This window comes from Micromonospora sp. NPDC050397, assembly GCF_044901685.1.
GTDB lineage: Bacteria > Actinomycetota > Actinomycetes > Mycobacteriales > Micromonosporaceae > Micromonospora_G.
In genome coordinates this window covers 25,448-45,045 of the sequence record NZ_JBJDPS010000013.1, presented here as the reverse complement: position 1 = coordinate 45,045, position 19,598 = coordinate 25,448, and the positions used below count along the sequence as shown (strand labels likewise).

The window sequence follows — 19,598 nt, the reverse complement described above, 5'->3', positions numbered from 1 at the left end:
TGTGTTGGCGTGCTCGGCCTGCAGGTGAAATTTCGTGACGGTCGGTCCGGCGGGAGCCTGGTCCTTCGGGTTCGTGGTCACGCCGGCGGCCGGACTGGCGTACCGGCGCCGGCTCGACGAGCGCGAGTTGGACGTAATTGGCCGCCTGACGACTCCCGCTTCGGCGGTGAGCCCCCTGGGGCCGTCAACGAGCACCAGGGCGGCCTGCAGCCGTGCGGGCGGTGGTAGACCGAGACGGCCCGGCCCCAACATCGACTGCCGCTGACCCTGCCCCTTCGGACAGGTCACCGATGGTTCGCGATTGCAAGGTGCCGTGTCGCAGCTTCCCGTCGAGGTGGGTGTGACTAGACTCAGCAGTCGAACACTTGTGCTATTCTCGGAGGTGTTGGTGTCCAGTCAGCCTGTGAGCCTGGTCTGGGTCTTTCGGCCCGACCGCCCCAGGCCCGACCACGATCCCGTGATCGCGCAGGACGGCAAGCCCGTCCACGCCGTGGGTAGGCGGGTCGACGAAGGTGGCCGGGTCGAAATCATTCTTGCGGACGGTGCTCGGGTCTGGGCGTACCGCCACGAGGTCGTCCTCGGGTGACCCGAAGGGAGGGACCGTCCCGGGTCCGCCACGTAGGGCGGCGTTCGACACTCATCGCGCCGACCGCCCTGCTGTCGCCCACGGGGAAGGTCGATTTAGATGGAAACCCACGGTGGACTCGCTGCGGCGGCCAACTCTAAGCCGCACTCGCCGGTCGGTGTCAAGGCTGAGCAACTCGCCTTCTTGTCCGACCCAAGCCAGTCTTGGCTGATGAGACAGCAGCCGAGAAATGCGCACTGCGCCTGGCGGCGCAGCTAGGCCGGTGTCAGCCGTGCCGCCATGCCTCGGTGCGGCAGGGCGAAAGAACGTCGGTGGCGGTCGAGCCTCAAGGCATATGTTGCAGACTCACCGATTGATGAGTCAGACTCATCACCTGGAATGCAACGTTCACCGGGAGTGATTTGTCGTGGCTAAAAAGGTTATCACCGTACTCACCGACGACCTTGACGGTGGCGAGGCCGACCGCACGGTCGAGTTTGCGCTCGACGGGCTCAACTTCACGATCGACCTGTCTGAGGCGAACGCAGGCACCCTGCGCAAAGCGTTGGATCCGTACATCGTCGCCGGTACGCGTGTTGGGAGGGGTGGCATCGAAAGTCGCCGACCGACCCGCCGTAGCGCCGGTGCCGCTCCCACCCGCACCGATCGGGACCAGAACAAGGCCATCCGGGAATGGGCGTCCAAGAACGGCTACGAGGTTTCCGAGCGCGGCAGGATCCCGGCGTCGGTGGTCGAGGCATACAACAACCATTGACGCGCAGGCCAGGGGCAAGCGTCCTGATTCGGCTTAACACCCCCACCGAAGGAGCTGGCCTTCTGCCGCTGCTAGTACTCCAGCCGGTGATCGTGATCAGGGTTCGATGAGGGTTTGTCGGGCCTAGTGGCTGTTCATGGCGCGGGCTTAGTGGTGGCGTCGGCGGATTGGCCAGAGCAGCGCGTCGGTGTGGCGGCGGGTGGGTTCGATGATCAGGGCGTTGAATAGGGGGCGGGTTCGTTGACGGTCAGCGGGATTGGTCCGGCCGGGTCGGGTTGGTCGCGGTGGGCGTGGCTGCGGCGAGGAAGGCGTGGGCGAGGATCGCGGGCGGTCCATCGCTGCCAGGATGTCCAGCAGCGGTGCTGGTCCAGGCCGAGGCTGGTCTTCGCGGCCTGGACCGACTCCTCGACCTTCCAGCGCAGTCCGGCCACCGCGACCAGGGTGCGCGGCGGGAGGGTTTGGGTGACCAGCAGCGGTGGAAGGCCCGCTCGCCGGTGGTGCGGTTGCGGCGGATCAGTAGCCAGTGGTGCTCGCCGTGATGGTCGTTGGCGTGCGGCAGGGCGGTGAAGGACCAGTCGTAGTAGCGGTGGCCTTTCGCCCCTTGGCCGGCGGACAGACGCTGCCACACGGACTCCGGAAGGCCTGCGGCCAGCAGATCGACGCGGTAGACGCCGAGGCCGGTGGTCACCTGATGTGAGCGGGCCACGGCCAGCACGTAGCCCAGCCGCAGCGTGCGGAGCCGGACGGCCAGGGTGGATCAGCGCCGTAAGCCTCGTCGCCGGCCACCCACCGGCACGGCAGCCCGGCGGTCACTGCGGCCTCTATCATCCGGTGCGCCAGTTGCGGCTTGGTCGCGAACCGGAGATGTTCGGGCACGCCGGCCTCGGCACGGCGCTCGGGGCCGTCGTGTCCTGCTGCGCGGCCGACGGTCGGCCGATCAAGCTCGGGCTGACCGGTGACCCGCCGACCGGTCTGGCCCCGGACACCTGGGTCGACGTGGTCGGCCGCTACTCCGACCGGATCGGCAAGGACCAGGTCAACGACGAGGACATTCCCTACCTCGACGTGGAGTCGTGGCGCCAGATCGAGCCACCGAAGCAACCGTACGAGTAATGGCACAGGGACTCGACGGTCCGAGGCCATTGGGGGAGGACCCCCGCGCGTGCGGCGACGACCACCCTAACTGTACTCACCGCCCGAACGGGATCCATCGTCGCAGGATTCTTGAGTGGGAGATCGTGATCGTAGCGGCGAACCGACGGCTCGTCGTCGTATCGGCCGGCACTGCCCTTTGTGGCGGTGTCGGAAATTCGTCGATGATGCGGTCACCACCCGGGCCGTCGACCGGCTGCGCGGCGATCTCGGCTCCGGCGCTTGTGCGGTCGTGGCAGCCGCCGCTGTCGCCATCTGCCGGTGGCGATGAGGACGTTCCTGCTCACCCTCGCGGTGGTTGACGACCTGCTGGCGATCGTGATCATCGCGATCTTCCACACCAGTTCGCTGCACTTCAGTTTCCTGCTCCTGGCGCTGATTCCGCTGGTGGTGTTCGGCCTGTTGGTCCAGCGTCGGGTGCGCTCCTAGTGGCTGCTGCTGCCGCTGGCCGCGGTGACCTGGGCCCTCGTGCACCTCCGGGGTGCATGCCACGGTCGCCGGGGTCGCGCTCGCGTTCACCGTTCCGGTGCTGCGCCGCAAACCGGGGCCGGGGCCGGGGCTGGCGGAGCATTTTGAGCACCGGTTCCGGCCGGTGTCGGCCGGCGTGGCGGTGCCGATCTTCGCGTTCTTTGCGGCCGGGGTGTCGGTGGCCGGCGTGAGTGGCCTCGGCGCCTCGCTGACCGACTCGGTCGCCGTCGGGGTGATTGTCAGGCTGGTCGCCGGCAAGGTCGTCGGGGTGCTCGGCGCCCGGGTGGTCTTCCTCCTCGTCGCGGCGGCGGTCAGCGCGGTGGTCGACCTCGCCGCACGGCGCGCCAGCGACGCAGCACCTGCCAGCGGCGACGGAACCGTGAACGTCGACGACGACCTGTCGCTGGTACTGCGCGGCCTGGTGCTCGACGCCGCCCACCGACGCGTCATCGAGGCGTTCGCCGCCCAAGCAGCCGTCGCGCTACGCCAGGAGCGTCTGACCAAGCAGGCCGCCGAAGCGCGTCCACTCATAGGAGAAACCGCCCGCGCCGTCCACGGACTTCACGGTGAACCGGGGATGACGGCGAGCCACATCTACGCCAGGGTGAAGCCCATGACGAGGGCGCCCACCACGACCACGAGCGAGATCAGGGTCGGCCACCAGCGAGTCAGCACGTGTGCCCACCGGACGGCCGACCGTGCGACTCGGTGCGCGCCGCTTTGGCGGTGCGGACACCTCCGTGTAATGGATATACCTACAAGCGGCCCCATGAATGGTGTTCAGCGGTTCAGTCGTGGGCTGCCCGCCCCAGCCGCCAGTACCCCATGAATGCCACCGATTCCCGGGCCACTCCGCGCTCGCCGACGAGATACCGGCGGAGCGTACGGACGAGTTCTGCTTCACCGGCAAGCCAGACGTGATTCGGACCGGCTGGCACCTCCCAAATCTTCTCGTCGGTTGGAGCCGACGACCCGGCTGTGCCGAGTTCGTCCGACGCGACCTGTCCCATGGACGGAATCAGCCGCTCGGCCGCCGACTGCACTGCGGAGACCAGCAGGCTGCCGTGTGGCCGGCCGGAGCGGGCCAGCCAACTGACGCTCACCAGTGGTGGCACCACGCAGGGCAGAATGTCGTCCGGGTACGGCACTTCCAGGAGGACCTCGCCCTGGGTGCTGGGCGGCAGGCGTTCCAGGATCGCGCAGATCGCGGGGACGGCGGTCTCGTCCCCGGCGAGCAGGATGGCGTGGGCGTCCCCGGTCTGCTGGAACTCCCGGCCGCCGTGGTCGCCTAAATGGTCTTGGTTAGGGCCGAGGACGACGACCGGGTCTCCTGGGCGGGCCGTTGCGGCCCAGCGGGCGGCTGGCCCGTGCTGCCCCGCGTGCCCGTGGTAGAGGAGCGGGCCGGGACGGGCATCCTGAGAAGGTTTGGTCCCCGGCACGTAATGGTGGGCCGGGTCGGCGCTGGCGCCGTGCAGCACCAAGTCGACGTCGATCTCACGGGCGTGTTGGCGCACCGACCGTACGGTGTAGGTCCGGAACGGATTACGCCACTCCATGGGGAGGGTACGCCAGCGGGCGTACCAGTCCGGTCCGGATGGCAGGTGCCGGAAGCCGCTGCCGGGCAACGGGAAGACCAGCTTGAACCGCTGGTCGTACCCGTTGTCAGCGAACCGGTCGAGGTCCTGACCGGTGAGCGTGGCTCGTAGGAAGGACCGGCTGAGCCGGTGCAGCCGAGCTACCTCGGCCGGAAACTGGCGCCAGGCGGGGGCCGGCGGCGAAGCGTCGAGGGTGTCGGTCATCGGTGCCTCTTTCCTGAAACGCCAGGCCGATCGCCGACCGGGTGGAGTGTGCCGGTTACCGAGCAGCCGGGGTGAAGGCCCTGGAGCGCCAGAGCAGCCAGACGAAGTACGGCGCACCGATCATGGCGGTGACCAGCCCGGCCGGGATCTGTGCCGGTGCGATGACGGTCCGGCCGACGGTGTCCGCCAGGCTGACCAGGATCGCTCCCGTCAGGGCGGCGACTGGGAGGACCCGGGCGTGCCGGCCACCGACGAGCGCCCGCGCGATATGCGGGGCGACCAGTCCGACAAAGCCGATCACACCGACCGCCGAGACCGCGGTCGAGGTGAGCAGCGCCGCGCCGGCCAGCGCGACCAGTCGGGTCCGTTCCAGCCGTACCCCGAGCACGCGCGGCGTGTCGTCGTCGAGCGCGAGTAGGTCCAGTTCCCGCCGTGCCAGGACGACGACCGGGGTGAGGAGGAGCAGCGCGGCTGCCACAGGTGCCACCTGGGCCGGCGTGCGGCCGTAGGTCGAGCCGGAGAGCCAGGTCAGCGCCTTGGCCGTGTTCCACGGGTCGGAACGGACGATGATCAGGGTGATCAGCGCCAGGCAGCCGGCCGAGACTCCGACCCCGATCAACACCAGCCGGTCCGAGCCCAGTCCGCCGCGCCAGGCCAGGCCGTAGACCAGAGCGAAGGCGAACAGGGCACTGCCACCGGCCACCATGGACATGGTCCAGACGCCGGCCAGGGGCACGAAGGTGAGCAGGGTGATGGCGCCGACCCCGGCTCCGGCAGTGACACCGAGCAGACCTGGCTCGGCGAGCGGATTGCGGCACACCGCCTGCACGGTCGTCCCCGCGACGGCGAGGGCGGCTCCGGCGAGGAGGGACGCGGCGACCCGCGGGTACCGCTGGTCGAGCACGAAGGTATACCCGACGCTGGTTCGCCCCCGCAGCCAGTTGACCACGTCTCCGGTCAGCAGCCAGGTGTCGCCGGCCAGCATGCCGAGTAGGACCGCGCAGGCTGCTGCTGCGCTGCACACCACCAGAACGATTCCGAGGCGGGCGGCGGAACGGGCGGCCGGGTGGGTGGATGGCGGCTGTCGGGTCGGCCCGGAGTCCCGGTGCCGGCGGGCCAGCCAGATCAGGATGACCGCGCCGAGCAGGGTGGTAGCAACGCCGGTGGGTATGTCCACCCCGGCTTGCCCACCGAGAATCGCCCGGAGGACGACGTCTGCGGCCAGGACCAGGAAGGCACCGGCGAGGCCGGACAGCGGGAGCAGGAGGCAATGTCGGTGCAGGCCGGGTACCCAACGGGACAACAGCCGGCTGACCACCGGGGCGCCGAGCCCGATGAATCCGATGGGCCCGGTCAGGGTCACCGCGATGGCCGATAGCGCGACCGCGAGTAGGGTGCCGGTCAGTCGGGTACGGGTGACGTCCAGCCCGAGGACCCGGGCGTTGTCGTCGCCGAGGGCGAGTATGTCCAGCCGGTGCGTGAGCAGGAGGCAGCCCGCGACGCAGAGCAGAACCGCCGGGGCGAGCTGGGCCACCGTACTCAGGTCACCCTGCACGAGGGAGCCGTTGCCCCAGGCGAACAGGCCGATGGTCGACTCCTCGAACAGGAGCATCAGCAGGGTGGTGAGGGAGCTGAGCGCCATGGCGGTCGCCGATCCGGCCAGGATGAGCCGGGTCGGGCCGGACGCGCCGCCGCTGGACAGCAGCAGCACGAGACCGGCGGCGGTGAGGCCGCCGGCGAAGGCGACCGCGCCGGCTGGTAGGGCCGGCAGGCTCAGCCCGGCGGCGGCCACCGCCACCACAGCGAGGTGGGCGCCGGCGTTGACCGCCAGGGTGTCCGGTGAGGCCAGGGAGTTGCGGGCCAGCGACTGAAGGGTGGCGCCGGCGACACCGAGGGCGACCCCCACGGTCACGCCGGCCAGCAGCCGAGGCAGCCGCGAACCGACCAGCACGTGGGCGGCGTCCTCGTTTCCCCCGCCGAGCAGCAGTCGGAGCAGGTCCGCCGCGTCGACCGAAGAGGTGCCCTGGGTGAGATGCACGGCGGCGACGGTCAGCGTCAGCAGCGTCGCCGCCGTGAAAACCACAACCGGCCGGATCCGGCGGGTCGGGGTGCGGCCCGGGGGCGGCGCGAGCGCCGCCCCCGGGCCTCCGGGCCTGAGCTGGCTCAAGACGCGTAGATCCGAACGAGCTGTTCGGCGTACTGGATCCCGGACAGCGGGCCGCCGAAGGTCCAGATGCCGTCCGGCATCCGGTGCAGGTTCTTCTGCTTGACGAACGGCATCGACTGCCAGATCGGGTTGCCCGACAGGCCGCCGGCGAACACGTCGTCGCCGTCCGAGGCGTTGTAGAAGAACCGCAGGTCGCCGCCGCCCAGCGCGGTCAGCCCCTCGACGTCGGTCTGGTCGAGATCCCATGCCGGGTCGCCCTTGCCCGGCCAGGCGTTTGTCAGACCGAGCCGGGTGCCGATCTGGGAGACGAAGGTGCCCTGACCGAACATCCGGATCGAGACCGTACCGCCCTCCAGGTAGCCGTCGGCGATGGCGAACCGCTGGCCGGTCGCGTCGGCGGCGGCAATCTTCTGCTTTCCGTCGGTCAGGGCGGAATCGAAGTCGGCCAGGGTCTTCGCCGCCTGGTCGGTACGCCCGGTCGCGGTGGCGATCATCTCGAACTCGCGGCGCATCCGGCCGATATTGTCGGTCGTGTCGCTACCCTTGGTGACCAAAACCGGCACGTACTTTTCCAACTGTGCGATCACCTCCGCACCCCGGTTGGCACGGGCGATGACCAGGTCGGGTTGCAGTGCCACGATCGCGTCGACGCTTGGTTCCGCCCGGGTGCCGACATCCTTGACCGTGGCGTCGAGCTTGGCGGCGGTGACCCAGGTGGCGTACCCCTTGGGGTCTGCGACGCCGACCGGCGTGACGCCGAGGGTGAGGAGTTGTTCCACCTCACTCCATTCCAGGCCGACGACCCGCTGGGCGGGCCGGTCGAGACTGAGTGTCTTGCCGCGGGTGTCGGTGACGGTGACCGGGCCGGCGGCCGCAGCGCCGGGTTCGGGTGCCGTTGAGGCAGGCTCGGTGGTGCCGCAGGCCCCGAGCAGGAGGACACCGGCGAGGGCGGCGACAACGGTGATGCGGATTCGGTTCATGGTGCTCATTCCAGAGGGTCGGGTTCGACGTACCGAGCCGCAGACATCGCGGCCCGGTACGGGAGGGCGCAGGGGTTGCCGACGGTTGAGAGGCCGCCGGTCAGGCCGTCGGGACGGGACGACGGGTGTGCCGGCCGACCGGACGGGTGGTCAGTCGACCGCTGACCGGATCAGCGGTGACCTCGATCGGAATGCCGTAAGCCTGGGTGAGGGCGGTCTCGGTGAGTACCTCGGCCGGCGTCCCGGACCGCTGGATCCGTCCGTCCTGGAGCAGCACGATCCGGTCCGCAATGGCGGCGGCCTGGTCGAGGTCGTGCAGGACAACGCCGACTGCAACGCCGTGGTCGTCGGCGAGGTCGCGGACCAGGTCGAGGATCTCCACCTGGTAGCGCAGATCGAGAAAGGTGGTGGGCTCGTCCAGCAGCAGGATCCGGGTGTCCTGCGCCAGGCAGGACGCGAGCCAGACCCGCTGAAGCTCACCGCCGGACAGTTCGTCGACGCTTCGGTCGGCCATCCCGGTCACGCCGGTGACGTCCATCGCAAAGCCGATCGCACGGGGACCGTCCGGGTCCTCGGCACGCCACCGGCTGCGGTACGGATGGCGGCCGTAACCGACCACATCCCGTACGGCGATCCCGTTCGGCACCGGACGGCTCTGGGTCAGCAGGGTCACTCGCCGGGCGAACTGCTGCGGGCTCAGGTCGAGCGCCACAGAGCCGTCCGTGAAGGTCACCGTGCCGGCGGTCGGCCGGTGCAGCCGGGCCAGACCACGTAGCAAAGTGGACTTACCGCTGCCGTTGGGCCCGACGAGCACGGTCACGGCGGCAGCGGTAAGTTCCAGCGTCGCTTCCCGAACCACCGGACGCCCCTGGTAGCCGAGCGAGAGACCGGTCCCACGGAGCCCATCCGCTGGTCCGGGTCCATCTTTCGGCAGGCCACGGTTCGACATGTCGTTAGGTTAGCCTAACCTATGATCTTGTCAAGCGGAGGTCGGATTCTTAGCGAACATCGACCGGCATCGGCGCCACCTGCCGGACAGCCACGACCGGCTCCGATGACCGTCGCACTCCCGTGCTAGCCGCGGCGTGATCCAGTACCTACTGGCGCTGGACGTTATTCCGGAGGAAAGGGCTCCACGTCCGGGCATCCAACCAAGTACCTGGAAGAGTTCTGATGTGATGCGGCCGACCCGGTCCGTTCATCGAAAGCAGGACTGAGCCGGAGGTGTAGTCCGCGACCCGTTGCGGGGGTAGAGGGCAACTGCTCAATTGGGCGCGGAAACTCCGTTGTTGGCCGGACATCGAGAGGAACCAGACGCAAAATGCGGGTTCGCATCACCTTACGGGTCGCACCGCGCGATCGGGACGGGGTGCGATTATCCGCAGAGCAGCTGCATGACGAAGAGGCGCGGATATTCGATGAGCTATCCGTCGCAGAAGATCGCGGGGCGGTCCAGAATCTCTGGACCGAGGTCGATGCGGAAGGCGGCTCGATCACTGCCGAAGTAATCGTCCCGTTCGATTATGAAAGTGTAGCGATCAGCGGGTTCACGGCGCTTCTTGTGGCGGCCATGGGAGCTGCGGACAAACACTCACCGCAACTCCCATGGCCGGTCGACTACATTATTCATGACTCCCGGGCTCAACCCACCGGCCTGGAACAGGGCGAGTAAACCCACCGTCGACCGTGCGTTGGGCGAAGGGTGGGCCATTGCCGGGGGCGTGTAGCAGGGTCGCTTCGCGCCACGCTCCACCATCCACGCTGATCTCGACCCTGGCGATGCCCCGGTGCTGTGGCCGAGCGACCCCGGCGACGGTGATCGGTTCGGCGGTTCGTCGGGCGAACGGCGCCGGCCCGTCGATCCGGGACGCGGTCTTGATTGGGGCGCGGCGAGCCAACTCCGTCGACTCGGCATGCGTCGAACGTCTCGAAGACGCTAACGCCGGCGGCTGATCCGATGGTTGATGGGCCGGTCGTGAAGAAGGTGTTCGGTGACGATTCGTTTGGCGAGTTCCGGGTCGACGTGGCTGTACCAGGTGTCGTCGGGGTGGACGACGACGAGTGGGCCGAGGTTGCACGGGAAGAGGCAGCCGGCGTCGGTGACAAGCACATCGTCGTCGCCGAGCGTGTTCGCCGTGAGGGCGCGAGTGAGGGCGTCCGCAGTTCGGTTGGCGCCGTACGCGGTGCAGCGAGGCCCGCGGCAGACCAGCACGTGTCGCCGGTGTGTGGTGATGGCCGACCAGACAGGGCTCCGGAACGGGCCGGGATCGCCGTCCAGGGGCGTCGTGGGTTCGTCGAGCGTCGCGATGATGGCGGTGACCAGGGCGGGTGCGCTGGCCAGCGGTGTGCTGACCGAGACCCTTGGCAGGTGTCGGCCGTCGGCCCGGCTGGTGGCCCAGTCGGCGTGGGCGCGGCGGAGCCAGACGTCGAGGCGCCGGTCGGGCGGCAGGTGGGTCGGAACGAGTACGACCTCGGTGGCCTCCTGCTCTTGAGCGGCGTCGAGCGCGTCGTGCAACGACGGCGCCGCCCCGTCCAGGAAACATGCGTGAACCGGTCGGTCCAACGCCCTGGTCACCTCGGCGGCGAGCCGGTGTACGGCATCGTGGCCACCGGTGTGGGTCACCGATCGGGCGACGAGCAGTGTGTGCGTGGTCATGGGGCCTCGTGTCGCGGGTTGCGGCGGAGCAAGTAGGTGTCCATGATCCAGCCGCGTCGTTGTCGGAGTTCACGGCGGGTTTGTTCGATGTGGTCGATGACGTCGCCGAGTTTGCCGGAGACGAGGATCTCGTCGTCCGTGCCGAGGTAGGCGCCCCAGTAGATTTCGATGTTCTCGGCGCGCAGGTTCTTGCAGGCGAGGTCGGCGTCGAGCATGACGACGATGTCGTCGGTGTTGTTCGGCAGTCCCTCGGCGAGTCGGCGTCCGGTGGTGACGTGTACCGGACTGGCGACGCGGTTGAGGGTGATGCGGTGTCGTGCGGCGAGCGCCTGGACGCTGCTGATGCCGGGGATGACGTCGTAGTCGAGGGTGAGTGCGCCACGGGTGATGATGGTTCCGATGACTCTGATGGTGCCGTCGTAGAGGGAGGGGTCGCCCCAGACGAGGAATCCGCCGGTCTGATGCTCGTCGAGCTCGGCGGCGATGATTTATTCGAGGCTGTTCACCCGTTCCTGTCGCCAGTCGTGGACGGCGGTGGGGTATTCCGGCGCGGTTCGGTCGCGGGTCGGATCGGTGACCGTCACGGTGCGGTACCGCTTGTCGTGGATGAAACGTTCGCAGATTCGTCGCCGTGCTTCGGTGAGGTCGGTGGTGGTCGGACCCTTGTTCGAGGACGAAGAACACGTCGACGCTGTTGAGCGCGTTGATGGCCTGGATGGTGAGGAAGTCGGGGTCGCCGACTCCGACACCGATCACCAGTAGTTTGCGCATCAGGTCTCCTTGGGCCGATTCGAGGGGTGAGCTGGCGGTGGCGGATGTGGCTGGCGAGCGGTGTCAGGCGAGGGCGAGACGGATGCCGATCCCGACGAACACGATGGCACTGACGCGATGCAGCACGCGTGCCGTACGGCCGTCGGCGAGGCGTCCGGCGAACCGGCCGGCGGTGATCCCCAGGGCGAGGTCGACCGCGAGCTGGATGGTGACGAAGATGGCTCCGAGTATCAGTAGCTGGGCGGTGACATGACCCCGGCCGGTGTTTACGAACTGGGGCAGGAAGGCGATCGTGAACACGATCATCTTCGGGTTGAGCAGGTTCGTGAGCAGGCCACGTGTGGCGGCTCGGACGAGGTCGACGCCGCCGGTGGTTCCGCTGCCCCACGTTCCGGTCGGGGTGGTGGGGCGTCGTAGGGCGAGGAATCCCAGGATGATCAGGTACGCCGCGCCGGTGTATCGGATGGTCGCGTACAGCATGGGGGAGGCGGCGATGATCGCGGACAGGCCGAGGACGGCGATGGCCACGTGGACGGCTTCGCCGACGGCCACTCCGAGGGCCGCGGCGACGCTGGCCCGGATGCCGTAGCGGGTGGCGTTGGCCAGGACGTAGAGCATGTCCGGGCCGGGGGTGAGCATGAACAGGGTGATCGCGGCCAGGTAACCGGCGAGTGTGCCGACGGAGACGTACCAGGTGAGGCTCATCGGATGTCGGCCTGCGTGGCGAGGGCACGGCGTAGCGCGAGGCGGTGCTCGCGACGGATCTGTGCCTCCTGATAGCGGCGACGATCATCGTCGGTCTCCGGTAGCAGGGCGGGCACGGGTCGGGGTTGACCGGTGTCGTCGACGGCGACCATCACCAGGTGCGCGGTGGCGACGAGAGTCGGTGGTACGGCCCGGTCCCAACGGTCGGCGGTCACCGTGACGGCGACCTCCATGGAGGACCGGCCGGCCCAGGTGATGCGGGCGTCCACGTGAACGACATCGCCGACGCGTACGGCCTGGAGGAACGCGGTTTCGTCGATGGCTGCGGTGACCGCGGGGCCGTCGGAGTGGCGGGCGGCGACGACACCGGCGACCGCGTCGACCAGGTTCAGGATCCGGCCGCCGTGTACGGTGCCCATCAGGTTCGTGTGATGCTGGTCCATGATCTGCGACAGCGTCAGCTGCGAGGCCGACGGGGAGCGTCCGGTGATCGCAGGGCTGGATTCGGTGAGCATGCTGGTGTTCTCCGGGCGGTCGAGGCGTCCCGGAGGAGGGCAGACCGCACCGACCACCCCGAACGTCGCGAAGGCGCGACGCCAGGGCACGCTGGCGCACAGTCCGCCCGGCCCACCCGCGAGGCCGGCGGTGGCGCGCACGGTCGTGCGCGCGGCGCGGGCAGGTCTTCGGACTTGCGGGCGCGACCGGGGTTGACCCCGGTCTCCTACTGGCCGTCGCTTCCCAGACGCTCACGCGTCCAGTGCCTGTGACGGCGGTCGTTCCCGCTCACCGCTGCGGGGCAGTCCCGGACTCTCACCGGGTTCCCTCTTGCGACGCCCGGACGATGCCCGGGCGAACCAGCGCTGAGGCAGATGATAGCCGCCGCCGTCCCGCTTGGTGGAATGGACGTGAGCGGGTTGTGCCTGGTAGGCACGCAGGTGTGCGTATCGTCTCACTGCTACCGGCGGCCACGGACATCGTCGCCATGCTCGGCGCGACCGGCCACTTGCTCGGCCGTACGCACGAGTGCGACTGGCCACCGGGGGAACTCGCCGGCATTCCGGCGGTGACCGTCACCTCCCTGCCGGAGGAACTGACGAGCCGGGAGATCTCGGCGGCGATCAGCGGCGACGCCCACCGGGGGTCATCGGTGTACCAGCTCGACCTTGCCCTGTTGGAGCAGCTACGGCCGGACCTCATCCTGACCCAGGACCTATGCGACGTCTGCGCGGTCTCCTACGGCCGGGTCAACGACGCGGTCAGGATGATCGATCTGGATACCAGGGTCATGTCCCTGGAGGCCAGGACCATCGGCGGGATCCTCGATACGGTCGACGCCGTGGCCGCGCTCACCGGCACCGAGAGTAGAGCCGGTGAGATCCGGGTGGATGCTGAGCGCCGCCTGTCCGCGCTGCCCGGACCGGTTCCCGGCTCCCCGTCGGTGCTGTTCGTTGAGTGGCTCGATCCGCTGATGCCCGGCGGGCACTGGGTGCCCGAACAGGTCACCTACGCCGGTGGCCGTCCTTCGCTGCTCGGGCCGGGGGCACACAGCATCCCGCAGCCGTGGTCGGTGGTGTCGGACCTGGCTCCCGACGTGGTGGTGCTCGGACCCTGCGGGTTCACCCCCGAGCGCACCTTCGACGAGCTGTCGGTGGCGACCGCGCAGTCCGGCTGGGCCGAACTGCCGGCGGTCCGTGACGGGCAGGTGTGGGTGGTCGACGGGCCCGCCTACTTCAACCGCCCCGGCCCCAGGGTCATCGACGGGGCGGAGATCCTCGCCGCCATCCTGGCCGGGCGCCCCGACGATCGCGCGTGGCGGGCCGGTGAGGCTTTCGCAGCTCGGTGAACCGGGTCGTTGTCAGTCCGTGCCGGGTGACCCTGGCCGGAAGATCCTGGGACCCAGCGTCGCCGGAGCAGGAGCGGCGCCGGGCCCTCCGGTGTTGATCCAGGTGGTGACCGCGTCGACGGTCGCCTCGTCGAGGACGTCGCTGACCCAGACCGGCCTCGCTCCGCGTCGTCGGGCGCCCGGTGACGGTTGTACGACCACCACGTTCGAGCGTTCACACACCCCGAGGCAGTCGCTCACGCGTACCCGGTGATGGTCGCCGGCCGCGTTCCGCAACCGTTCCAGTTGGTTGTCGTGCTCGACTCCCGGATGCTTGCGGCTACTGCCGCAGCAGCAGTCGCGGCAGACCGTCACCGTGCACCCGGTGACTCGCGGCACCGGAGGGATCATGGCGGTCACTTTCGCCCCGCTGCGGTGACCGGTTCGGCGAGTTGGGCCGTCAGGATCTCCCGGGCCTCGGCCAGCGATGGTCCGTACCAGGTCAGATGACGACCGGAGATCAGGGCACAAGCCAGACCGGGGAAGGCCTCGGGCCCGTCACCGACGGCGAACGGGTACGGCTCGTCCGGCAGCACGATCAGATCGGGCTTGAGGGCACGCATCTCCTCCAGGCTCGGGCGGGGATACCTGTCGTCCGTCGTGTCGTACAGGTTGCACAGGCCGAGGCGGTGCAAAACATCGGAGGCGAAGGTGTCTCCACCGGCTACCACCCACGGGCGGCGCCACACCGGGACGATCGCACCGCGTGGTGACAACGCTGGCCGAGTGGCGGACCAGGCGGCGCGGGCGGCGCGCAGCCACCCGGGTTCCTCGGGCTGCCCGAGGTCGCGAAGCAGGCCGCCCAACTCGTCAAGCGCGCCGCTGACGGTGCGGGGATAGGTGAGGCGAACCCGTACGTCGGCGGCCTCCAGTGCGTCGGCGTCGGCGCGCCGGTTCTCCTCGATGTTCATGAGCACGATGTCCGGTCGAAGCGCCAGCACCGCGGGGACATCGGGGTACTTGGTCCCGCCGACCCGGGCCACGTCCAGGTCGGCCGGGTGGGTGCAGTAGGTGGTCGCGCCGACGAGTAGCCCGGGCAGGGTGACCGCGACGGCCTCGGTCAGCGACGGCACCAGCGACACCACTCGCATCATGAGTTCTCCTCCGTAATGGGCAGGGTGGTCGGGGACGGACGGTACCGTCCCCGACCTGTTTGACGGTTAGCCGGCGGAGACCCTCATCGCGGCGGCGGCGTTGACGACCCGGGCCAGGGACGCCTCGATTTCGGGGTAGCTGCGAGTCTTCAGCCCGCAGTCGGGGTTGACCCAGAGGCGGCCGGCGGGCATGACCGCGACCGCCTGCCACAGGGTGTTGGTGATCTCGCCGGGTTCGGGAACTCGGGACGAGTCGACGTCATAAACGCCGGGTCCGATGCCTCGTTGGTACCCGGCAGCGCGTAGCTTGTTGAGGAACTCCCTTGTCGAACTTGGTGCGTGGACGCTGATGACATCGACGTCGAGGGCGTCGATCACGGGAAGTAGCTCCCCGATTTCGGAGTGGCACAGGTGGGTGTGGATCTGGGTGGCATCGGCGACCCCGCTGGTCGCGAGGCGGAACGAGGCGACCGCCCAATCCAGGTACGCCTCCTGGTCCCGTCGGCGCGGTGGCAGCAGTTCGTGTAGGGCCGGTTCGTCGAGCTGGATGATCCGAATGCCGGCGGATTCCAGGTCGTGGGCTTCGTCGCGCAGTGCGAGGGCGACCTGGTTGGCGGTGTCGGCGAGTAGTTGATCGGTGCGGACGAACGACCGGGCCAGGATCGTCCCTGGGCCGGTGAGCATGCCCTTGACCGGGCGGTTGGTCAGCGACTGGGCGAAGGTGGACCAGGAGACGGTCATCGGTCCGCTTCGGGTGACGTCGCCGTAGAGGATCGGTGGGCGCACGCATCGGGCGCCGTACGACTGGACCCAGCCGTGGGTGGTGGTGGCGAACCCGTTGAGCTGTGTGGCGAAGTACTGCACCATGTCGTCGCGTTCCGGCTCGCCGTGTACCAGTACGTGGAGTCCGAGACGTTCCTGTAGCGCGATGGTGTGTGCGATCTCGGCGCGTATGCGTTCGGCGTAGCCGGCGTTGTCGAGCCGCCCGGCCCGGTGCTCGGCCCGTGCCTTACGCAACTCGTCGGTCTGCGGGAACGACCCGATGGTGGTGGTGGGTAGCGCGGGCAGTGCGAGGCGGGCCTGCTGCGCGACCGCCCGCTGCGCGTACGGGCCGCGCCGGACGTGCTCCGGGCGCAGCGCGTCCAGTCGGGCCCGGACCCCGTTGTCGCGCCAACCGGCGGGTGCGGCCGATGGCGATGCGGGTAGGACGGCGATGCCGTCGCGCAGCGCGAGGCCGAGCGCCACGACCTCGTCGACCTTCTGCCGGGCGAAGGCCAGCCGGTCGCGTAGTCGCGGGTCGAGGTCGGTTTCGGAGGCCAGGTCGACCGGTACGTGCAGCAGCGAGCACGAGGTCGACACGGCGACCTGATCGGCCAGTCCCATGAGGGTGGCTCCGGTCGCGGCGGCGGCGCGCAGGTCGGTACGCCAGATGTTGCGGCCGTCGACCAGGCCGGCGACGATCGTCCGTCCGGGGATCCGGCCGTAGCCGGCGAGCCGGTTCAGGTCCCCGGGTCCGGCGACCAGGTCGAGGCCGATCGCCTCGACCGGGGTGTCCAACAGTGCGGACAGCGCGTCGCCCAACTCGCCGAAGTAGCTGGCGACGAACAGCCGCGGCCGCTTTTCCAGCTCACCCAACCGGGTGTACGCCGTGCGCAGTGCGTCGATCTCGTTGACGGTCCGGTCACCGACGTACGCGGGTTCGTCGAGTTGCACCCACGCGACCCCGGCGTTGGCCAGGGCGCCGAGCAGTTCGGCGTACACCTCGACGAGATCTGCCAGCCGGTCCAGCGGCCGGAAATTGTCCGGGGCGTCCGGCGTCGGCTTGGCCAGCAGCAGGAATGTGGCCGGGCCGATCAGCACCGGGCGGGTGGTGACGCCGAGCGCGTTCGCCTCGGCGTGCTCGCGCAGCGCCTTGGCGGGACGGGCGGCGAAGACGGTGGTATGCCCGATCTCCGGCACCAGGTGGTGATAGGTGGTGTCGAACCACTTCGTCAGCTCCAGCGGCGGCTGCGTCCCGGTGCCCCGCGCCATGGCGAAGTACGTGTCGAGCGGGTCCAGGCCGAGTTCGCGGAATCGGTCCGGAATGGCGTCCACCGCGACCACGGCGTCGAGGATGTGGTCGTACAGGGAGAAGGTGTTCGACGGGATGCCGCCGAGACGGGCGTCACGCAGCATCCGCCACGTCTGCTCTCGCAGCGTTGCCGCCGTGGTTTCCAGGGTGGCGGGGCGCGCCACCTGGTACAATCCCGGGCTTGGCGCGTGCGGCCACTACAACGACGGCGGCGATCTCGTTGTCGCCTTGCCCTCGCACGTGTTCCGTAGCCAGCTCTGCGGTGCGCGCGTCGACATCTCCAGCGGCGGCCGAACCGTCCAGGTGACGATCGCTGACGAGTGCCCGCCCTGCGCGAGCGGCGACCTCGACCTCTCCCAGGCCGCGTTCACCGTCCTGGCCCCGCTGAGCCAGGGCGTTATCCAGGTCCAGTGGAGCATCAGGGGCCAGCCGACCGCGCCGGGGACGACCGGCCCGACGAAGCCCAAGCCGAAACCCACACCGAAGCCCGTTCCAACTCCCAGCCGGTGCTGCCGAAGGGCCCAGTCTCCTGGGCCGAAGATTACTCAAGGTTCTGATGTTGACGCGGATGGTGAGGGTCGGAAACACTGATCGGGATAACTGAACAGCTCGTGTGCGTGGGGGAAGTCCGGTCGAATTCCGGCGCTGGCCCGCAACGGTAGGCCGTTCCGCGATGCGGGAGGCGAGCCCGAATGCCCGTGTACGCGTGTCTGCTCCTCGCCCCGTCGTGGCCCACGGGATGGAGCCTGACGCGCCCGTGCTCGGAATCGGGGCGGGTCCGGCCTCGTCGCCTGTCAGGCCGGAAAGGCACCACGCGAATGGTTTCCTCTGTAATCAGGCGTTATCGCTTGTTCTCTCTGCTGCTCTGTGGCGCACTCGCGGCCGTCGGCGCCGTTGGTTCGTCCGCGACAGCGGCGCCGCCGACGCTCCAACGGGGTGATGCCGCCGCAGGCTGGCTGGCGAGGCAGATGGTCGACGGTGAACGTTTCGAAGTCTCCTTCGACGGGCTCGTTTTCCCGGATCAGGGCCTGACGATCGACGCGGTGTTCGCATTTGCCGCCGCGAAGGTTGCCGACGAGCACGCTGCGCGGGCGACCGCCTGGCTGGCGCGACCGGAGATCCTTTCTGGTTACGTGGGTGATGGCGCGGTCGAGGCGTACGCGGGGGCGACGGCGAAACTCGCCCTCGCCGTCCAGGTGAGGGGCGCCGACCCGGCTACGTTCGGCGGAGTGGACTTGGTGGCCCGGCTGCGTGGGTTGCAGGCCCCGTCGGGTCGTTTCTCGGACCGGTCGGCGTACGGCGACTACAGCAACGCGTTCAGCCAGTCGTTGGCGCTCCTGGCGCTCGACCGTACCCCTGCCGGGGCGCCGCCGGTCGCGGTGTCGTTCCTGGCCGGTAGCCGTTGCGCGGATGGCGGGTATCCGCTGCTGTTCGACCAGGTCCCCTGTGTGAGCGATGTGGATGCGACGGCGCTGGCGGTGCAGGCGCTCCAGGCGACCGGTCGACCGATCGCGGCTGCGGCTGGGCTCGGGTGGTTGGCAGGCGTACAGGATGCCGATGGCGGGTTCGTCAACGCCGGAGGGGAACCGAACGCGAACAGCACCGGCCTGGCCGGCCAAGCCCTGCGGGTCGGCGGCCGGCCGGTCGCCGAGGCTCGAGCGAAGGTGTTCCTGCTCGGGCTGCAGATCGGATGCCCGGGTGCAGCAGCGGACCGGGGCGCGATCGCGTACACCCCGGCCGGGTTCGACCCGTCGACCGCTGTCCGGGCCACCGCACAGGGCGTTCTCGGGCTCACCGGCGCCGGGTTCGCGGACCTGTCCTCGGCGGGCGCCCGTCCGGCCGCACCCGTGCTTGCCTGTCGGTGACCGCCGCGTATCGAGGAGAATCGAAGATGGAAGCAACCAAGGCCGCACCAGTGCGGCGGTGGGCTGGCGTGTTGGCGACGCTGATGGTGCTCGCCGTTGGGTTGATCGTCGTTGACCCGTCGCCGAAGCCGGCCCGCGCTGCGGCCTGCACCGGCACGTCGGGAGTGACGGTGGTCGTGGACTTCACCGCGTTCGGCGGAGGAATACAGGTACGGTGCGCGCTCGGCGACCCGGCCACTGGGCTCGCCGCCCTCCAAGGCGCCGGCTTCGCGGTCACCGGGACCGCCCGATGGGGACTGGCGTTTGTCTGCCGACTCGACGGGTTGCCCACCGCGGCCACCGAGCCGTGTCTGAACACCCCGCCCGCCTCCGCCTACTGGTCCTACTGGCATGCCCCGGCCGGCGGTTCGTGGTCCTACAGCACCCTCGGGGCGACCAGCTACAACCCCGCACCGGGAACGGTGGAAGGGTGGGCGTTTGGCTCTGGTGGTGCTCCTGGCATTTCGCCTCCGTGAGGGGCGGCGGGGGGGGGGGGGGCCCCCCCCCCCCCCCCCCAAACCCCCCCCCCCCAACCCCCCCCCCCCCCCCCCCCGGCCGGGCAACGAATTTGGGGGGGGGGGGGGGGGGGCGCACAAAACAAGATTTGGA

21 protein-coding genes, 1 pseudogene and 2 riboswitches are annotated in these 19,598 nt (G+C 69.4%); of the genes and pseudogenes, 9 read left to right on the top strand and 13 right to left on the bottom strand.

From position 1 onward, the window contains the following. The first annotated feature begins 382 nt into the window (after nt 1-382). Together ACI2K4_RS29215 and ACI2K4_RS29210 are read left to right on the top strand one after the other, a co-directional pair. Complete coding sequence (locus ACI2K4_RS29215; protein ID WP_404516102.1) at nt 383-586, top strand: hypothetical protein; 204 nt, start codon at nt 383-385, stop codon at nt 584-586. A 406-nt stretch (nt 587-992) separates the two neighbouring features. Beyond that, nucleotides 993-1,340 carry an Lsr2 family protein gene (locus tag ACI2K4_RS29210; protein WP_404515951.1) on the top strand — a complete coding sequence of 116 codons (348 nt, stop codon included), beginning with the start codon at nt 993-995 and terminating at the stop codon, nt 1,338-1,340. A gap of 212 nt (nt 1,341-1,552) precedes the next feature. On the opposite strand, the gene ACI2K4_RS29205 is transcribed toward ACI2K4_RS29210, so the two are convergent. Both ACI2K4_RS29205 and ACI2K4_RS29200 read right to left on the bottom strand, forming a co-directional pair. Further along, a complete protein-coding gene (locus ACI2K4_RS29205; protein ID WP_404515949.1) occupies nt 1,553-1,771 on the bottom strand; it encodes a hypothetical protein in 219 nt (72 codons plus the stop codon). Nucleotides 1,772-2,024: 253 nt separating this feature from the next. After that, the gene (locus ACI2K4_RS29200; protein WP_404515948.1) at nt 2,025-2,216 is read right to left on the bottom strand and encodes a hypothetical protein; all 192 of its coding nucleotides are present in this window, start codon (nt 2,214-2,216) and stop codon (nt 2,025-2,027) included. On the opposite strand from ACI2K4_RS29200, the gene ACI2K4_RS29195 reads away from it, so the two are divergent. After that, nucleotides 2,172-2,453: a hypothetical protein gene (locus ACI2K4_RS29195; RefSeq protein WP_404515946.1), complete on the top strand. Its 282-nt coding sequence runs from the start codon at nt 2,172-2,174 to the stop codon at nt 2,451-2,453. The genes ACI2K4_RS29200 and ACI2K4_RS29195 overlap by 45 nt on opposite strands. Nucleotides 2,454-2,744: 291 nt before the next feature. Further along, nucleotides 2,745-3,240: pseudogene (locus ACI2K4_RS29190) on the top strand (Na+/H+ antiporter NhaA); the annotation flags it as partial. A gap of 508 nt (nt 3,241-3,748) precedes the next feature. Here ACI2K4_RS29190 and ACI2K4_RS29185 read toward each other — a convergent pair. The 4 genes from ACI2K4_RS29185 to ACI2K4_RS29170 form a co-directional block, all read right to left on the bottom strand. Then, nucleotides 3,749-4,759, bottom strand: a complete 1,011-nt coding sequence (locus tag ACI2K4_RS29185; RefSeq protein ID WP_404515944.1) for a siderophore-interacting protein — start codon at nt 4,757-4,759, stop codon at nt 3,749-3,751. 55 nt (nt 4,760-4,814) lie between these two features. Further along, entirely contained in the window at nt 4,815-6,926 is a 2,112-nt protein-coding gene (locus ACI2K4_RS29180) for an iron ABC transporter permease (RefSeq protein WP_404515942.1), read from the bottom strand. Continuing rightward, on the bottom strand, nt 6,923-7,906 hold the full coding sequence (locus ACI2K4_RS29175) for an ABC transporter substrate-binding protein (RefSeq protein ID WP_404515941.1): 984 nt from the start codon (nt 7,904-7,906) through the stop codon (nt 6,923-6,925). Before ACI2K4_RS29175 ends, ACI2K4_RS29180 begins: the two co-directional genes overlap by 4 nt. A gap of 100 nt (nt 7,907-8,006) precedes the next feature. Next, nucleotides 8,007-8,855 (bottom strand): ABC transporter ATP-binding protein, encoded by an 849-nt coding sequence (locus ACI2K4_RS29170; RefSeq protein WP_404515940.1) that lies wholly within the window; start codon nt 8,853-8,855, stop codon nt 8,007-8,009. A gap of 372 nt (nt 8,856-9,227) precedes the next feature. Between ACI2K4_RS29170 and ACI2K4_RS29165 the strand changes: the two genes are divergently transcribed. Beyond that, the gene (locus tag ACI2K4_RS29165) at nt 9,228-9,578 is read left to right on the top strand and encodes a hypothetical protein (RefSeq protein ID WP_404515939.1); all 351 of its coding nucleotides are present in this window, start codon (nt 9,228-9,230) and stop codon (nt 9,576-9,578) included. 264 nt (nt 9,579-9,842) lie between these two features. On the opposite strand, the gene ACI2K4_RS29160 is transcribed toward ACI2K4_RS29165, so the two are convergent. From ACI2K4_RS29160 to ACI2K4_RS29145, 4 genes are all read right to left on the bottom strand, one after another. Next, on the bottom strand, nt 9,843-10,562 hold the full coding sequence (locus tag ACI2K4_RS29160; RefSeq protein ID WP_404515938.1) for a CbiX/SirB N-terminal domain-containing protein: 720 nt from the start codon (nt 10,560-10,562) through the stop codon (nt 9,843-9,845). Next, nucleotides 10,559-11,047, bottom strand: a complete 489-nt coding sequence (gene cobF, locus ACI2K4_RS29155) for a precorrin-6A synthase (deacetylating) (protein WP_404516100.1) — start codon at nt 11,045-11,047, stop codon at nt 10,559-10,561. Before cobF ends, ACI2K4_RS29160 begins: the two co-directional genes overlap by 4 nt. Nucleotides 11,048-11,396: 349 nt before the next feature. After that, nucleotides 11,397-12,038, bottom strand: a complete 642-nt coding sequence (locus ACI2K4_RS29150) for a LysE family translocator (protein WP_404515937.1) — start codon at nt 12,036-12,038, stop codon at nt 11,397-11,399. Beyond that, nucleotides 12,035-12,553 carry an acyl-CoA thioesterase gene (locus ACI2K4_RS29145; RefSeq protein WP_404516098.1) on the bottom strand — a complete coding sequence of 173 codons (519 nt, stop codon included), beginning with the start codon at nt 12,551-12,553 and terminating at the stop codon, nt 12,035-12,037. The genes ACI2K4_RS29150 and ACI2K4_RS29145 overlap by 4 nt, the downstream gene beginning before the upstream one ends. A gap of 141 nt (nt 12,554-12,694) precedes the next feature. After that, nucleotides 12,695-12,912: riboswitch (cobalamin riboswitch) on the bottom strand. Nucleotides 12,913-12,975: 63 nt separating this feature from the next. Here ACI2K4_RS29145 and ACI2K4_RS29140 point away from each other — a divergent pair. Further along, nucleotides 12,976-13,881: an ABC transporter substrate-binding protein gene (locus tag ACI2K4_RS29140; protein ID WP_404515935.1), complete on the top strand. Its 906-nt coding sequence runs from the start codon at nt 12,976-12,978 to the stop codon at nt 13,879-13,881. 12 nt (nt 13,882-13,893) lie between these two features. Here the strand turns inward: ACI2K4_RS29140 and ACI2K4_RS29135 are convergent, their stop codons facing one another. The 3 genes from ACI2K4_RS29135 to metE form a co-directional block, all read right to left on the bottom strand. Next, nucleotides 13,894-14,235: a hypothetical protein gene (locus ACI2K4_RS29135; RefSeq protein ID WP_404516096.1), complete on the bottom strand. Its 342-nt coding sequence runs from the start codon at nt 14,233-14,235 to the stop codon at nt 13,894-13,896. Nucleotides 14,236-14,276: 41 nt separating this feature from the next. After that, the gene (locus ACI2K4_RS29130; RefSeq protein WP_404516094.1) at nt 14,277-15,011 is read right to left on the bottom strand and encodes a helical backbone metal receptor; all 735 of its coding nucleotides are present in this window, start codon (nt 15,009-15,011) and stop codon (nt 14,277-14,279) included. 69 nt (nt 15,012-15,080) lie between these two features. Beyond that, nucleotides 15,081-17,249, bottom strand: coding sequence for a 5-methyltetrahydropteroyltriglutamate--homocysteine S-methyltransferase (gene metE / locus ACI2K4_RS29125; RefSeq protein ID WP_404515934.1), 2,169 nt, complete (start codon nt 17,247-17,249; stop codon nt 15,081-15,083). Between metE and ACI2K4_RS29120 the strand changes: the two genes are divergently transcribed. The 3 genes from ACI2K4_RS29120 to ACI2K4_RS29110 all read left to right on the top strand — a co-directional run bounded on the left by ACI2K4_RS29120 (nt 17,161) and on the right by ACI2K4_RS29110 (nt 19,465). Continuing rightward, nucleotides 17,161-17,676: an RlpA-like double-psi beta-barrel domain-containing protein gene (locus ACI2K4_RS29120; protein WP_404515933.1), complete on the top strand. Its 516-nt coding sequence runs from the start codon at nt 17,161-17,163 to the stop codon at nt 17,674-17,676. The genes metE and ACI2K4_RS29120 overlap by 89 nt on opposite strands. A gap of 29 nt (nt 17,677-17,705) precedes the next feature. Continuing rightward, a riboswitch (cobalamin riboswitch) is annotated at nt 17,706-17,783 on the top strand. Continuing rightward, on the top strand, nt 17,778-18,950 hold the full coding sequence (locus tag ACI2K4_RS29115) for a peptidase (protein WP_404515932.1): 1,173 nt from the start codon (nt 17,778-17,780) through the stop codon (nt 18,948-18,950). It overlaps the preceding riboswitch by 6 nt. Nucleotides 18,951-18,976: 26 nt before the next feature. Then, a complete protein-coding gene (locus tag ACI2K4_RS29110) occupies nt 18,977-19,465 on the top strand; it encodes a hypothetical protein (protein WP_404515931.1) in 489 nt (162 codons plus the stop codon). Nucleotides 19,466-19,598 lie beyond the last annotated feature (133 nt).

Excerpts from the sequence above, each read along its gene's own strand:
- ACI2K4_RS29185 (WP_404515944.1), bottom strand. The coding sequence starts at position 4,759 with ATGACCGACACCCTCGACGCTTCGCCGCCGGCCCCCGCCTGGCGCCAG.
- ACI2K4_RS29175 (WP_404515941.1), bottom strand. The coding sequence starts at position 7,906 with ATGAACCGAATCCGCATCACCGTTGTCGCCGCCCTCGCCGGTGTCCTC.
- ACI2K4_RS29170 (WP_404515940.1), bottom strand. The coding sequence starts at position 8,855 with ATGTCGAACCGTGGCCTGCCGAAAGATGGACCCGGACCAGCGGATGGG.
- ACI2K4_RS29165 (WP_404515939.1), top strand. The coding sequence starts at position 9,228 with ATGCGGGTTCGCATCACCTTACGGGTCGCACCGCGCGATCGGGACGGG.
- ACI2K4_RS29160 (WP_404515938.1), bottom strand. The coding sequence starts at position 10,562 with ATGACCACGCACACACTGCTCGTCGCCCGATCGGTGACCCACACCGGT.
- ACI2K4_RS29150 (WP_404515937.1), bottom strand. The coding sequence starts at position 12,038 with ATGAGCCTCACCTGGTACGTCTCCGTCGGCACACTCGCCGGTTACCTG.
- ACI2K4_RS29145 (WP_404516098.1), bottom strand. The coding sequence starts at position 12,553 with ATGCTCACCGAATCCAGCCCTGCGATCACCGGACGCTCCCCGTCGGCC.
- ACI2K4_RS29130 (WP_404516094.1), bottom strand. The coding sequence starts at position 15,011 with ATGCGAGTGGTGTCGCTGGTGCCGTCGCTGACCGAGGCCGTCGCGGTC.
- ACI2K4_RS29120 (WP_404515933.1), top strand. The coding sequence starts at position 17,161 with ATGCCGCCGAGACGGGCGTCACGCAGCATCCGCCACGTCTGCTCTCGC.
- ACI2K4_RS29115 (WP_404515932.1), top strand. The coding sequence starts at position 17,778 with ATGCCCGTGTACGCGTGTCTGCTCCTCGCCCCGTCGTGGCCCACGGGA.
- ACI2K4_RS29110 (WP_404515931.1), top strand. The coding sequence starts at position 18,977 with ATGGAAGCAACCAAGGCCGCACCAGTGCGGCGGTGGGCTGGCGTGTTG.